The sequence below is a fragment of the Tolypothrix sp. PCC 7712 genome (assembly GCF_025860405.1).
In the GTDB taxonomy this organism is placed as follows: domain Bacteria; phylum Cyanobacteriota; class Cyanobacteriia; order Cyanobacteriales; family Nostocaceae; genus Aulosira; species Aulosira diplosiphon.
In genome coordinates this window covers 8,718,662-8,731,984 of sequence record NZ_CP063785.1, presented here as the reverse complement: position 1 = coordinate 8,731,984, position 13,323 = coordinate 8,718,662, and the positions used below count along the sequence as shown (strand labels likewise).

Genomic DNA, 13,323 nt, shown 5'->3' with positions numbered 1-13,323 from the left:
CAATATGCAACAACTCCAATTCGAGTACCAACAATCTGGAGAGGAGTTGTTATGCATCTAATTTTTTCAATCTTCAATATTCAATAGTTAATGGAGAAATGTTTTATGCATTTGAGTCGCAATTTTCCTATTACATCTTTAATACTATCGGTACTAGTTTTATCACAACCTAGTTTAGCTGATTCTAGGAATGATGCTCCTTGGAATCGAGAAGAAACACCATCCATTTGGAATAAAAATAAGTGTGCTGGAGGTACTTCTCAGAATTTTCGCTTGGGTGGAGAAATCAATAATCCTAATACCTATAACTTACACAAGCTGAGAACTTTACGAGATAATTTAAAAACCCAAAACCCTGCATTAGTTACAGAAGTTACTGTCAGCTTTCAAACTGGTTCAGGCGCGCGTACAGAAACATACTATGGAGTTCCCCTATGGGAATTAATTAATAATCCACAAGCTGCAGGTGGTCTAAAATCTGGAAATCCTGGGGTAAATTCTAAAAACTCTTTTCTCAGACAATCTGTTTTAGTTGACGCTACAGATTGCTATGGTGCAGTTGTCGCTATTGGCGAAATTCACCCTAACTTTGAAGCCAAAACAGTGCTAGTTGCCTTTGAAAAAAAAGCTAGTGATGGTACAGTCGTACCTTTAATAGATGAAGGATTCGCTCGGTTAGTTGTTCCAGGAGATAAAGCAGGCGGTCGTTATGTTAGTAATGTGAGAAATATCATCGTATTTTCTGCGCCTCCTTCTCCTGTAAAAGTTAGAGATTTCTGATTGATTTCACTACTTTTATCATTCAAACAGGATGTACAGATTTAGGGTTCCACCAATTCCCTAAAATTATAACGATTCAAATAATGTTTGCGACACATCAATATATTCTACAGGGCAAGGCAATGCCCAGTGGTGTCAACTTAAGCTAAAAGCGATATAGGGCGGGCGTGGTACAAATACCTCGCGCCCTCATCCCCTAACCCCTTCTCCCGCAGGAGAAGGGGAACTAAATCTCTTGCTCCCTTCTCCCTGTGGGAGCTACGGTGTACACACAAGTACTCTCCGCATACGTTTCAGGGATTTCAACCCCCTTAAATTGTCATTGCGAGGAGGAACGACGAAGCAATCGCTTGGTGCTCTTATTGCTTCTCTGCGAGACGCTACGCGAACGCTTCGCTCGCAATGACAGGTTTTGAGCGATTTTTATCTGAGTTTAAAACTCCCTTCCAGGTAGGATTTCAAGACTTCTGTGTACACCGTAGCCCTGTGGGAGAGGGGCTGGGGGTGAGGGCGGAAACCTTTCAACCAAGCGGGTTTCACGTTAAGTTGACACAGGTGGGCATTGCCTTGCCCCTACAATCTGTAGCATTCTTTTTTAAAATTGGTATACCTTACTAAATTGGGAAATGCGATAATATCAATTAAATTTAAATTCGTTGCTTGATTATCTGAGAAAAAACACATCTAAAATAAAAAGTATTGCTCGTACTTTATGTCACTCTTCTACATTAAGTTCTTGAACTTCCGACTCCACAAGCTCAAAATTTACCTTGTTATATAAATCGCTTAAGGAAATAGTAAAAGGTACCGTTACAAGTGCGATCGCTTCATCTTCTTCATCGTACTCGCGCAATGTCCATTGTTTCTTGCCCGTTTTGGAAAATTGTTCTACATGAATCCGGGTTTGGTCAATTAACAGATATTCTTGAAAGCTGGGAATTGTGCGGTATGCTTGGAATTTAGCTTCGCGATCGTATGCTTTGGTAGATTGTGATAAAACTTCTACAATCACCTGTGGATTGACGATTATATCTGTGCGGTTGTTGAAAAATTCTGGTTTACCTGCGATTACGGTAACATCTGGGTAAGTGTATATCCGTTTTTGCGGTATCCATAACCGCATATCGCTGTTAAATACTTCGTATGTTTGTTGTCTGAAGGCAAAGTTCAACACAGCATAAAAGTTACCTGCAATTCGATTGTGATTTACTGTACCACCAGCCATCGGAATGATATACCCATCAATATATTCACTTTTGTAGTCAGCAGTTGCTTCTAGTTCGAGATATTCCTCGGGGGTGTAGTATCGCTGTTGTGTAACTTGCATAATTTTAGGGGATAGCGATCGCTCTCAACGAATAGTGTAACGCGCTCACCCCCACAATCTTCTACCAGCTTTGCCGCTTAATCTTTCGTGGGTATCTGTTAATAAAGCGGGAATATTTAACTCTTCGGGACATCTTGGTAAACAGTCACCGCATTCTGTACAACGGTTGGCTTTCATTCCCGGAAACCAATGACCGGCATTTTCAAACATTCCATAACGATATTTGCCATAGTCTGTCATATCGTATGCTACTGCCAGGTTGCGTAACCGTAATACCTCTGGAATATTAATATTTTCTGGGCAAGGTAAACAAGCAAAACACTGGCTACATTTATCAGTTGCTAAGGCAATTTTGGTTTGATTTTCTAAAGCTTGAAAAGCTGAAATTTCTGCTGGTGTAAGTTCATTAATGCTATCAGCAACTCGCAAAGGTTCGATTAATTCCTCTGGATTTGCTGGCCCGACACTGAGGGTAGTAATGCGGGAGTCGCTCAATAAAAATCGATAATTTAACTCTAAGGGCGAAAATGGATCACACAATTCTTTTAATTTTGGGGGTGGTGTGTAAAGTCTTCCTCCTTTATCCGCAGGAGAAATGATAAATATCCCCATATCCTTGGCGGCTGCTAGCTGTATTGCTGCTGCATGACGCTGGAAAAAATAGTAATAGTGCAGATTGACAAATTCAAATAAATCTGTATTAATTGCCGCTAAAATAACATCTAACGATCCGTGGGTAGAAAAACCAACGTGCTTGACCCTACCATCTGCGATCGCTTCTTGCACAGCTTGTATACAACCAGCTTGCACCATCTCTAGATGTTCCCAAGTATTTAACCCATGAATCCCCAAGCAATCTAAATAATCTAGGTGCAATTTTTCTAGAGATTCATCGATATAGCGACGCATGGTGTCAGCATCAGCTGTAGGCGGAATTTTAGTAGTGATGTGAAGTTGAGAACGGGGGACTGACAAACCAGCTTGGAGCGCTTTACCTAAATACTCCTCACTTTTGCCATAACCTCTAGCAGTTTCTATATGATTAATGCCTAATGCTAGGGCTTTTTCAATAGTTTGCCGAGCTGTTTCTGCATCAGCTAGGTAGCGCATTGTTCCTAAAGAAAACACGGACAAGCGCAAATTAGTTTTGCCAAAGCGTCTATATTGCATTTTTTATTTGTCGTTTGTCATTTGTTATTTGCCATTTGGCATTTGTCTTCTAAAACCCAAACGCCAAATACCAAACACCAAATCCTATTTTCCAGCGAACTCTTGACGAACACATCTCACACCTAAACATAAAAATCTCTCTTATCTACTCCCTAGCCCCTAGTACCGCTTGCCGAGTCAGTCAAAAGTCAAAAGTCAAAAGGTTAATACATCAAGGCTTGTGACTGTTTGAAATTGTAGCTCTTCAGTTGTGCTAACTTTCGCTATTACCAAAGCGCTTGATTAAATCTTCAGGACGGAGATTAGAAATAAATTCCCGGAAGGCTTGTTGTTCTGCTTCATCAGCATCACGGTCAACGGGGATAGAAGCATCAGCGATTACTTCTTCCATTACCCAAATGGGGGCATTTGTCCGCAAAGCAATGGCGATCGCATCGCTAGGACGCGCGTCAATTTCTTTGGTGGTTTCACCTTGCTTGACCACTAACGCTGCATAAAATGTATCTTTTTGCAAGGAGTGAATAATAACTTTATCTAGAGTTAAGTTCCAGGTTTCTAGAATATTCACCATTAAATCGTGAGTTAAAGGCCGTGGCGGCTTTTGACTCTCGATAGCTCCCGCAATTGCCCTAGCTTGTTCTTGACCAATATAAATTGGCAAAGCACGGCGATCGGATGCATCTTTTAAAAGTACAATGGGGCTGCGGGTTATGGCATCTAATGCTATGCCAGCGACTCTCATTTCAATCATTGGCTCAGCCTCTACACTCCTTGAACAACTTGGTTAATTAGTAGCAAATAATACCCTCGAGGGTTTAAATTAAGGACAGGAATAAACATAGGCATTTGTTTTTTATAATTGCTTCTATTAAACTCCGAACTTGATGTGAACACCAGAGTAAGTCAAAGTTGTCTATTTCGACAATATCCTTCTTACCCAAGTATGCCTTGTTCTGGATGCTAATGTGATAATATCCCTATCCTAAATACCGTCAGAAAATATACTCAGATTTTGCTACATTTATACAGATAATTACCAGTGGATTTTCGGCAAGATTAGGCAATAAATAGAGTTAGTTTCACAAAAAAGCCGTGTTTACAGGATTAATTCAAGCATTGGGAACGATGAAACCCTTAGGGGGAGATTCTTGGCAAATTACTTGTGTAAGTCAGTCATCTGATTTAATTATGCAGGATATAGCTTACGGCGACAGTATAGCTGTTGATGGCGTTTGCTTGACAGTAGAAGAAATTTTAAAAGATGGTTTTATCGCCACTGCATCACCAGAAACCCTGCGCCGCACGACTTTAGGAAGTGAAGACACGCCACAGAAATATGTCAACCTAGAAGCGTCGTTGCGGGTAGGAAGCAAAGTAGGCGGTCATTTTGTCATGGGTCATGTAGACGGTACAGGTCGGTTGGTGACAGCAGAACAAACAGCGACTTCTTGGGAAATGACCTTTATTGCATCTGAGGCGATCGCGCGGTACATTGTGCCCAAAGGTAGCATTGCCGTGAATGGAATTAGTCTCACTGTTGCCGCATACGAACCAGAACTCTCTCAGTTCACCGTGGCGGTCATACCTCTCACCTACGCCGAAACCAATCTTCGCTATTTAGTCCCTGGCAGTTTAGTGAATCTTGAGGGAGATATTCTCGGCAAATATGTCGAAAAATTCCTTTACTCCGGCAAACCAAACCCTAATAGTGTCGAAGACTCCAATTCAGATGGGATTACACCCGCATTTCTAGCAGAACATGGGTATTTGTAATAGGGCATGGGGCATTGGGCATTGGGCATGGGGCATGGGGCATAGGGCATAGGGCATAGGGCATTGGGTAATTGGTAATGGGTAATTGGTAATGGGGATTTCTCCCTCATCTCCCTCATCTTCCTCATCTCCAGTCCCCAGTCCCCAGTCCCCAGTCCCCATTACCCCTTATCCCCAGAGGGGGCCCCGAGTTCCCCAGTCCCCAGTCCCCAGTCCCCAATCCCCAACCTAACTACCCGGTTCCTTGTTCAGCTGGGCTGTTTGCGCTGGTTGAATCATTTGACTTAAAGCTGTGTTTAAGTATACCCCGGGGTCGGTGGCTACCCAACCATTTTGTGTCAGGTGGCGGACTTCAAAGTGCAGGTGGGGGCCTGTAGAGTTACCAGTGCTACCAACTTGCCCAATTACGGTTCCTGGTTCCACCATTTGACCGGGTCGGACAAAGATTTGTGATAAGTGACCGTAGAGAGTTTGTTGAGCAGAAGGGTGGTTGATGGTGACAGCTAAACCGTAGCCACCCATCCAATCAGCGCTTTCTACTTGACCAGAGGCTGCGGCTAACACTGGTGTACCCATAGGCGCACCTAAGTCTGTACCCGCGTGGAAGCGGCGATCGCCTGTGATGGGGTGAATCCGCCAGCCAAATAATGAGGTAATTGGTGCGGGGATGGTTAAGGGGAACATCATTCCCTGACCGTTATAGGCGACTCTGGGGGCGAAGGGAACTTGCGGTAGTGTGGAAGCTAAAGGAAAGTCGTAAGCCACCATGCTAGGACGGGGTGCAATATTCCCATCTGCCATTGGCGGTGGTAAAGTACCGCCACTGGGTGCGATCGCAGTTTCGCTCACTTTGGTGGGAGCAAATTCGCTGGGGTTAGGAATAAAGCGATTGGGACGATAAGCAGTCTTGGTGACGCTAGCCGCAATGCGATTGGCGACAGTATTCTCTGTTGCTACTTGAGGACTGCGCCATCTGCTGCTGGTAGCTGTATTGGCAATTGGTCTGACAACAGGAGAGTTGGCTAATTTAGTGCTTTGACTTCTTCTGAGCCAAGAAGGTGCGGCTTTGCTACTACCATCAGCTACAGGCTGATTGCTAGGTTTCGCACAAAAACTACCTGATATAGCTTGTCCTGTAGGTAAAGTAGTACGGCAACCACTAGAACGTTCTGTGATGATTACAGAATTGGGTGCTTGGTAGTTAGAACCGCCTACTTTGTAATCGGTGGGGTCAATGTAGGCGTTATTGTAATCTTGTTTTGGTTCAACTTCCGTGCTACCAACTGGGCTTTTAGGAGTGTTAGCTGGTGTGGCAACTTCTGGTAGTTTTTCCGGTACAGTTCGTAAAGGCTTAGGTGTGGCGATTGTGGTTTTGGGTTTTTCTTCTCTAACGCTGGTTTCAACTTGGGGTTGTGCGCGTCTAATAATCACAGGTTCAGCCGCTTCTACTTTTGGTTTTGCAGGTGTGACTGGTTGTGATGATTGAGAAACATTTTCCCGATTTAATCTCTTTTTCAGCCTGACTCGCCGTTCAGAAAATTCTACTTGTGGGCGAGTAGCTTCTGGAGTTACAGTATCTTTTTTAACAGGAACTGTGGCAGCGCTAGGTTGAGTATTTTCAATAGTAGGAACGATGTTATCTATAGATGTTTCCGTTTGCGCCAAGACTAAACCGTTACCTAAAAGGCTAACGCTACTCAGCCAACAGAGACTCTGTGCTGGTAGCGTTGCGGCAAAGCGTTTGGTTGTTTTTGGCAAACGTTTATGGGCAGAGTTATGGAGCTGCGTCATTTGTTGTCTCGGTTTTTTGTAAATAAAAGTAAACAGATGATGCTGTGGTTTGTCTTGCCCAAAGAGCTGAATTGTAAACAAACCTAAAAGTTAAACAGAAGATTTTTTGTAACCCAGACTGATTGTACCGGGTTCAATGTAAATTTCTGATGAGATAACTTCCTTTGTATTATAAGTTTCGAGATTTACACGTAAATTACCTTGAGGGGTTACCCCAATTACAGTACCCGCAAGTTGATTGACGTGTATGCGATCGCCCATATTGATCAGTAAATTCAGATAGTCAGACAAGAGTATGTTTACTCCTTCTTCAAATAAGCACTTCAGACCGGATTCTATCCCTAATAAAACTTGAGAAGTTAACATTTCTAGAGAAGGAATTGCTTTGTTAAGCTGTGAGGCTTGCCATAATTCCAAGTTAATTCCAGTTTCCGGTACAGGGTTTGCCCAGTTAATGCCCACACCAATTACAGCTTGGGTAATTTGTCCTTGATTGATTTTCGTTTCCGTTAAAATTCCGCCTAGTTTGCGGCCGTCTAAAACTAAATCATTAGGCCATTTAATCCCCACAGTGACACCAGATTTTTGTAATTGTGAAGCTATTCCCCAAGCACTTGCTAAAGTTAATTGGTAACTATTAACAGCATCTAGTTTAGGCTGAATCGCTACCGAAAGATATAATCCTCCAGAAGGAGAACTCCACTGGCGACCCCATTGTCCACGTCCAGCAGTTTGCTGAGTAGCGATAACGACACATCCTGGTTTAGCGCCCTCTGCTAGTAAGCCCCAGAGAGTTTGGTTAGTAGAAGCTACACTATCAAAAATGTGTAGAGAAAATGGTAAATAGGAATACTGTCGCCCTGCTTTGAGGGCTGCTTCTAAATATTGCCGATCTAATTTCACGCAGTTAACCCAAATCCCGTTGTACAAGTTAGCATTAATTGACTGGCTAATTTTGATGTTTCTGTTTAGGTTTGGTTGACGATGCACACTTGGCACTGGCGCAATTGGGAAGGAATGCCTTACCTGACTTGTAGTATCCTAGAACCTTGGCAACACGGCTTCTTTACCCAGCCGTTTTGGCCACGTTCACCACAAGAATTAACACAGGTACTGCAACCTGACGCATCAGTTTATCGCTTAAAACAGGTTCATGGCAATACCGTTTTGACTCCGCAAGAAATTGATCATAAGTTAAGCAATGGCGGGGATGATGTGGATGGTGAAGGCGATTCAGCATTAGCATCAGCAGATGGTTTAGTTAGCGAACAACCTTTGCAAGCGGTGTGGGTAGCCAGCGCTGATTGTACGCCAGTGCTAATTGGTGATATCAAAACCGGACAAGTCGCAGCCATTCATGCAGGCTGGCGGGGGACTGCGAAAAAAATTGTTCCCCAAGCGATCGCAAGATTAAAAGCACAAGGTAGCAAGCTAGAAAATTTGCGAATAGCAATGGGGCCTGCGATCGCAGGTGAAGTTTACCAAGTCTCTGTTGAAGTGGCTGCGGAAATTGGATCTAGCATTATCAGCCATGAAGACGAACAAAAAATAGTTGATGCTTTACATGAACTACCCAATTCCCCATTAATTCCCGATCGCGATCCAGGGAAAGTGCGGGTAGATGTACGGCGGGTAAATACCTTACAAATAGAAAGCTTAGGAATTAGCGGCGAACAAATTGCGATCGCTCCTTATTGCACTTACCAAACCCCAGAACACTTTTTCTCTTATCGCCGAGAACAGCAGAAAAAAGTGCAGTGGTCTGGGATTGTTAGTGGGAATGGGTAATGGGTAATGGGGAAGGGGGAAGGGGTAATGGGTAATGGGTAAGAGGCTATTGATTAAGTAGTACCAATTTACAAAAAGAATGCGACAGATTGTAGGGGCAAGGTACATAGGTGTCAACTTAAGCTAAAAGCGATATAGGGTGGGCGTTGTACAAATACCTCGCGCCCTCATCCCCTAACCCCTTCTCCCGCAGGAGAAGGGGAACTAAATAAATCTCTTGCTCCCTTCTCCCCGTGGGAGAGGGGCTGGGGGTGAGGGCAAAACCTTGCAACGAAGCGGGTTTCACGTTAAGTTGACACCTATGGGCAGTGCCTTGCCCTCTAGAATATATTGATGTGTCGCCAACATTATTTGATATCATGTCCATTCAAATACCCGTCATTGCGAATAGAATGAAGTGTCCGCAGTGACATATTATAATTTGCCCGACATCATATAACGCGGATTTTGATGATAAGTAAATCCAAAATTACGTCTTTATCCCAAACCGAATAACTTAGCAATTAGCGGCAATAATTTATTCCCCGCTTCCACCAGAGAAGCCACAGCAGGTAAGCCTGTAAATATTCCCTTCAACATAGTGATTGCAGTCTTTGCAGTCTTTTTACTTCCATTCTCTTGGGGAGTTTTCGCGGCTTCTGCTAAACTTTGCACCTGTTCTAACGCCTCAGCTTTATCGTCATCTGATAACTCTGATGACTGAGAAATTGATTCTTGTAATTGCGTCAACAATTCTTTGATTCCGGGTTTATCTGCTTCGGGGGAATCGGGTAACTGATTGAGGGCAATATTCACATTACCGCTAATGGTTCCCAGGTTGGCGACAGAACCACCGCCAGCAATTCCGCTAACATTGGTACTATTTTGAATATTGATGCCGCTAATATCAGACACTTTGTTATCTCCTTGTATATAGTATTTCGATTGCTGAAGCGCAGTTGTGAGCATATTTTCTAAGCTCAGAATGCGACTATCTTTTTCTATAAGTAATAATTGCTGACTTTGGGATAAAGCTTTGAGTTGATTATAGTCATCAAAATATTCCGCACTCAGTTGGGATTTATCACTCCCTGGTGCGGTTTTGGCTCTGAGTAAGAATTTATCATCGCCGCGTTTCTCCATTGCCACAATTTCTAACTCAGCTTCTGGGTGATTTTCTGCCAGGTTTTTGAATGCAATTGCAATAGCGCGGGGGTCTACGCTTTGATTGTGGTAAAGGTCGAGGGTATCAAAAATTGGCTTGATAAACTCGCCAAAGTCGCAATTTCGAGGATAAAAGGTGCAACTTCGAGGATAAAAGGCTCATCGTTGAGGGTAAAAGGTGCAACGTTGAGGATAACAAGCTCATCGTTGAAGATAATAGGTGCAAATTTGAGATTTTAGAGATTGCCAATTTCAAAATTACCCAAATTGTAGGGGCACGGCACCGATAAATTGTCTGTTTTACCGAAAGTCTTTGGATGCCGTGCCCTTACGATAAGTGGGTACGCAAAAATATTTATATAATTGCAATTGCGAAAAGCCCAAACCCTTGCGATTTACTGCTTGTGGGCAGTGCTCACCCTACTGAATTTAGATAGCATATAGAGAATATTGAGTATGGAAATATCTATGGAATCAGCGCCAGATAACATTCTTCTTCTTGAGGAAGCACAAAAGCGTCTGCTGCGTCTTTCCCCAGAAAAGCTGCGAGTTGTCAGCGATTTTATCGCGTATTTAGAAGAACGAGAAGAAAACGAAGCCACCGCAGAACTGTTGAACATCCCTAGTTTTGAGCAAGCTTTACAAGAAGCTATGCAGGAAGTTGAAGCTGGGGAAGTGGTATCATTTGACAGTATTCGTCGTCATGTATGAACTAGCGTTAACTCGCAAAGCTCAGAAGTTTTATGAGGAAGTAGATATATCGTTAGTAGAACGTCTGAATCGTTGCTTTGATCAACTGCGAGAAAATCCTTATGAGCATCCCAACATTAAACGCCTCAAAGGTAAATTCTCCGGCTTATTGCGCTACAGAGTAGGTGATTGGCGGGTTGTTTATCAAGTAGATGAGGCGCAGTCACTCATCACTATTCTGCTTATAGCCCATCGCAGTGATGTCTATCAGTAAATTAGTGGTCTGTGGCAATGTGGATATAGGCACAACATAAACATTCATTTACCGGAAAGCTTAATGGAACGCTCGAAAATTATTGCCATTATTACAGGTGCGATATCGATTATTTTAGCGATCGCCTACCTTATTATTGTTCAAATTCTCGACTACCGCGACATGAAACCCGCCCCCATCAGCCAAATCAACCAACCACCTGCAATTGTCGCTACTGTTTGGCAAGGTCAAGTTCACCACTTATCATAATTTGTGACCATTCGTGTTATCCAGATCCCCGACTTTTCAAAAAAGTCGGGGATCTAAGTTTGCAACGATTTTGTAGAGGCGCAATTCATTGCGTCTCTTGTGATTTATGTCAATAAGTAAAAATCTATGGTAAATATTGGTTGATCCCCATAATTTATTCATAGATATAACTTGATGGTTAGTATCCATTAATTGAATACTGCCATCATATAAGAATTAGTTAGACAAAGTATCGATGATTTATTTAATTAAAGTATTTCCTTTTTGCCATAGATAAAGGTAAGCTATTTCTAACAAAATTAAGCAAAAATAAAATCGAATTATTTGAGTTGGTCGGGTTAGGTGCAATCAAAGCCTTTTGATTCATAGCCCCGAACTTTTGCTGCAAGTTATAGAGGTAATTTCATGGCTCAGTTTCTCTTAGAGACTGTATGGCTAGTTCCGTGCTATGCCTTAATAGGTGGGCTTTTAGCCGTTCCTTGGTCACCGGGGATCATTCGCCGTACTGGCCCAAGACCGGCTGGTTATGTCAATTTGGTCATGACATCTCTGGCGTTTTTGCATAGTGCGATCGCATTTATTGCTACTTGGAATCAACCACCTGTAGAGGTATTTATTCCTTGGCTGTCTACTGCTGGATTAAATCTTACCATCGCTTTAGAAATTTCTTCTATTAGTGTGGGAGCATTGACTGTCATCACTGGCTTAAATTGTTTAGCGCAAATTTATGCCATTGGTTACATGGAAATGGATTGGGGCTGGGGACGCTTCTATTCTCTCTTAGGATTATTTGAAGCGGGATTGTGCGCCCTGGTTTTGTGTAATAGCCTGTTCTTTAGTTATGTAATTCTGGAAGTTCTGACTTTAGGAACTTACTTGCTAGTCGGGTTATGGTTTAGTCAGCCGTTGGTAGTTAGCGGTGCTAGAGATGCTTTCCTGACCAAACGGGTGGGTGACTTGTTCCTCCTGATGGGTGTACTGGGGTTATGGCCTTTAGCTGGAACTTGGAATTACACAGAATTAGCTGAATGGGCGACAACTGCAAATGTTGACCCCACTGTGATTACATTAGTAGGTTTAGCCTTGATTGCCGGGCCAATGGGTAAATGCGCCCAATTCCCCCTGCATTTGTGGTTGGATGAGGCGATGGAAGGCCCTGTTCCCAGTACAATTTTGCGGAACTCGGTGGTGGTTGCAAGTGGTGCGTGGGTATTAATTAAACTGCAACCAGTGTTAACTTTGTCACCTTTCGTTTCCTCCGCTTTGGTCGCAATTGGTGCAGTTACAGCCATTGGTGCTTCCTTAATTGCGATCGCCCAAATTGATATTAAACGCTGTCAATCCTATTCTGTCAGCGCTTACATGGGCTTGGTGTTTATCGCGGTAGGTACAAGACAAGATGAAGCAGCATTGTTGTTAGTACTAGCTAATGCGGTATCATCTGCACTACTAGTAATGAGTACTGGCGGCATTATCTGGAACAGCATTACCCAAAATGTTACCCAGTTGGGTGGGTTATGGTCACGTCGTCCCATATCTGCGATCGCTTTTATTGTGGGAACATTGGGATTAATTGGCTTTCCACCCCTAGGCGGCTTTTGGGCGTTGATGGAATTAATCGATGGACTGTGGGGAACTCAACCTTTATTGGTGGGTGTGGTGATAACTGTCAACGCTTTAACGGCTGTGAGTTTAACCAGAGAATTCGGTTTGATTTTTGCTGGTAAACCCAAACAGATGAGTGAGCGATCGCCTGAAGTACATTGGCCTATGGTGTTGCCAATGGTGATTTTACTAGGCTTTGTCTTGCATCTGCCATTAGTGTTGCAAAGCTTATCATTACTACCAAGTTGGGTAATTCTGAATAAGGATGTTGCACTGTTATTAATTTGGTCAAGTGTGTTTGGCTGTGGTGTAACTGGCGTAATTTATCTCGGGAATATTCCTAAACCAATTCGCCTACCTTGGAAACCTTTACAAGACTTGTTGGCTTACGATTTTTACACCCCAAAAATCTATCGGATGACGATTATTTTCAGCGTCGCCCAACTTTCTAAATTTGCCGATATGCTCGACCGTTTTGTCGTGGATGGTATTGTAAATTTGGTTGGTTTGTTCTCGCTATTAACTGGCGAAGGTTTGAAATATAGTACATCTGGTCAAACCCAATTTTATGCCTTCACTGTGCTATTAGGCGTTGGTGTATTTGGTATGTGGGTAACTTGGCCATTTTGGGGAGTACAGTTTTTGGATTTAATGTTTTAGGGATTGGGGACTGGGGATTGGGGATTGGGGATTGGGGATTGGGGATTGGGGACTGGGAAGGGAGATTTAATAC

General features: G+C 43.0%; 14 protein-coding genes. 7 read left to right on the top strand and 7 right to left on the bottom strand.

Annotated elements, in window-relative coordinates; translation table 11 throughout:
* The first annotated feature begins 105 nt into the window (after window positions 1-105).
* Window positions 106-780, top strand: a complete 675-nt coding sequence (locus tag HGR01_RS35570; RefSeq protein ID WP_045867533.1) for a hypothetical protein — start codon at window positions 106-108, stop codon at window positions 778-780.
* Window positions 781-1,495: 715 nt separating this feature from the next.
* Here HGR01_RS35570 and HGR01_RS35565 read toward each other — a convergent pair.
* From HGR01_RS35565 to HGR01_RS35555, 3 genes are all read right to left on the bottom strand, one after another.
* The gene (locus HGR01_RS35565; protein ID WP_045867531.1) at window positions 1,496-2,107 is read right to left on the bottom strand and encodes a Uma2 family endonuclease; all 612 of its coding nucleotides are present in this window, start codon (window positions 2,105-2,107) and stop codon (window positions 1,496-1,498) included.
* Window positions 2,108-2,152: 45 nt separating this feature from the next.
* The gene (locus tag HGR01_RS35560; protein WP_045867530.1) at window positions 2,153-3,277 is read right to left on the bottom strand and encodes an aldo/keto reductase; all 1,125 of its coding nucleotides are present in this window, start codon (window positions 3,275-3,277) and stop codon (window positions 2,153-2,155) included.
* Window positions 3,278-3,530: 253 nt separating this feature from the next.
* Window positions 3,531-4,028 (bottom strand): bifunctional nuclease family protein, encoded by a 498-nt coding sequence (locus HGR01_RS35555; RefSeq protein WP_045867529.1) that lies wholly within the window; start codon window positions 4,026-4,028, stop codon window positions 3,531-3,533.
* Between the two features lie 341 nt (window positions 4,029-4,369).
* Here HGR01_RS35555 and HGR01_RS35550 point away from each other — a divergent pair, with 341 nt between their 5' ends.
* Complete coding sequence (locus HGR01_RS35550; RefSeq protein WP_045867528.1) at window positions 4,370-5,050, top strand: riboflavin synthase; 681 nt, start codon at window positions 4,370-4,372, stop codon at window positions 5,048-5,050.
* Here HGR01_RS35550 and HGR01_RS35545 read toward each other — a convergent pair.
* The 3 genes from HGR01_RS35545 to HGR01_RS35535 form a co-directional block, all read right to left on the bottom strand.
* A complete protein-coding gene (locus tag HGR01_RS35545) occupies window positions 5,027-5,212 on the bottom strand; it encodes a hypothetical protein (protein WP_155538903.1) in 186 nt (61 codons plus the stop codon). The genes HGR01_RS35550 and HGR01_RS35545 overlap by 24 nt on opposite strands.
* A gap of 66 nt (window positions 5,213-5,278) precedes the next feature.
* Window positions 5,279-6,841, bottom strand: coding sequence for a M23 family metallopeptidase (locus HGR01_RS35540; RefSeq protein ID WP_045868779.1), 1,563 nt, complete (start codon window positions 6,839-6,841; stop codon window positions 5,279-5,281).
* Window positions 6,842-6,931: 90 nt separating this feature from the next.
* Window positions 6,932-7,744 carry a biotin--[acetyl-CoA-carboxylase] ligase gene (locus tag HGR01_RS35535; RefSeq protein WP_045868778.1) on the bottom strand — a complete coding sequence of 271 codons (813 nt, stop codon included), beginning with the start codon at window positions 7,742-7,744 and terminating at the stop codon, window positions 6,932-6,934.
* An 81-nt stretch (window positions 7,745-7,825) separates the two neighbouring features.
* Between HGR01_RS35535 and pgeF the strand changes: the two genes are divergently transcribed.
* Window positions 7,826-8,629 carry a peptidoglycan editing factor PgeF gene (gene pgeF, locus HGR01_RS35530; RefSeq protein WP_045867527.1) on the top strand — a complete coding sequence of 268 codons (804 nt, stop codon included), beginning with the start codon at window positions 7,826-7,828 and terminating at the stop codon, window positions 8,627-8,629.
* A 477-nt stretch (window positions 8,630-9,106) separates the two neighbouring features.
* Here the strand turns inward: pgeF and HGR01_RS35525 are convergent, their stop codons facing one another.
* Window positions 9,107-9,757: a hypothetical protein gene (locus HGR01_RS35525; RefSeq protein ID WP_228045776.1), complete on the bottom strand. Its 651-nt coding sequence runs from the start codon at window positions 9,755-9,757 to the stop codon at window positions 9,107-9,109.
* Between the two features lie 483 nt (window positions 9,758-10,240).
* Between HGR01_RS35525 and HGR01_RS35520 the strand changes: the two genes are divergently transcribed.
* The 4 genes from HGR01_RS35520 (at window position 10,241) to HGR01_RS35505 (ending at window position 13,250) form a co-directional block, all read left to right on the top strand.
* Window positions 10,241-10,483 carry a hypothetical protein gene (locus tag HGR01_RS35520; protein ID WP_045867525.1) on the top strand — a complete coding sequence of 81 codons (243 nt, stop codon included), beginning with the start codon at window positions 10,241-10,243 and terminating at the stop codon, window positions 10,481-10,483.
* Window positions 10,458-10,736 carry a type II toxin-antitoxin system RelE family toxin gene (locus HGR01_RS35515; protein ID WP_228045778.1) on the top strand — a complete coding sequence of 93 codons (279 nt, stop codon included), beginning with the start codon at window positions 10,458-10,460 and terminating at the stop codon, window positions 10,734-10,736. The genes HGR01_RS35520 and HGR01_RS35515 overlap by 26 nt, the downstream gene beginning before the upstream one ends.
* A gap of 63 nt (window positions 10,737-10,799) precedes the next feature.
* The gene (locus HGR01_RS35510) at window positions 10,800-10,985 is read left to right on the top strand and encodes a hypothetical protein (protein ID WP_045867523.1); all 186 of its coding nucleotides are present in this window, start codon (window positions 10,800-10,802) and stop codon (window positions 10,983-10,985) included.
* A 405-nt stretch (window positions 10,986-11,390) separates the two neighbouring features.
* Complete coding sequence (locus HGR01_RS35505; RefSeq protein ID WP_045867522.1) at window positions 11,391-13,250, top strand: NAD(P)H-quinone oxidoreductase subunit F; 1,860 nt, start codon at window positions 11,391-11,393, stop codon at window positions 13,248-13,250.
* Window positions 13,251-13,323: the final 73 nt, after the last annotated feature.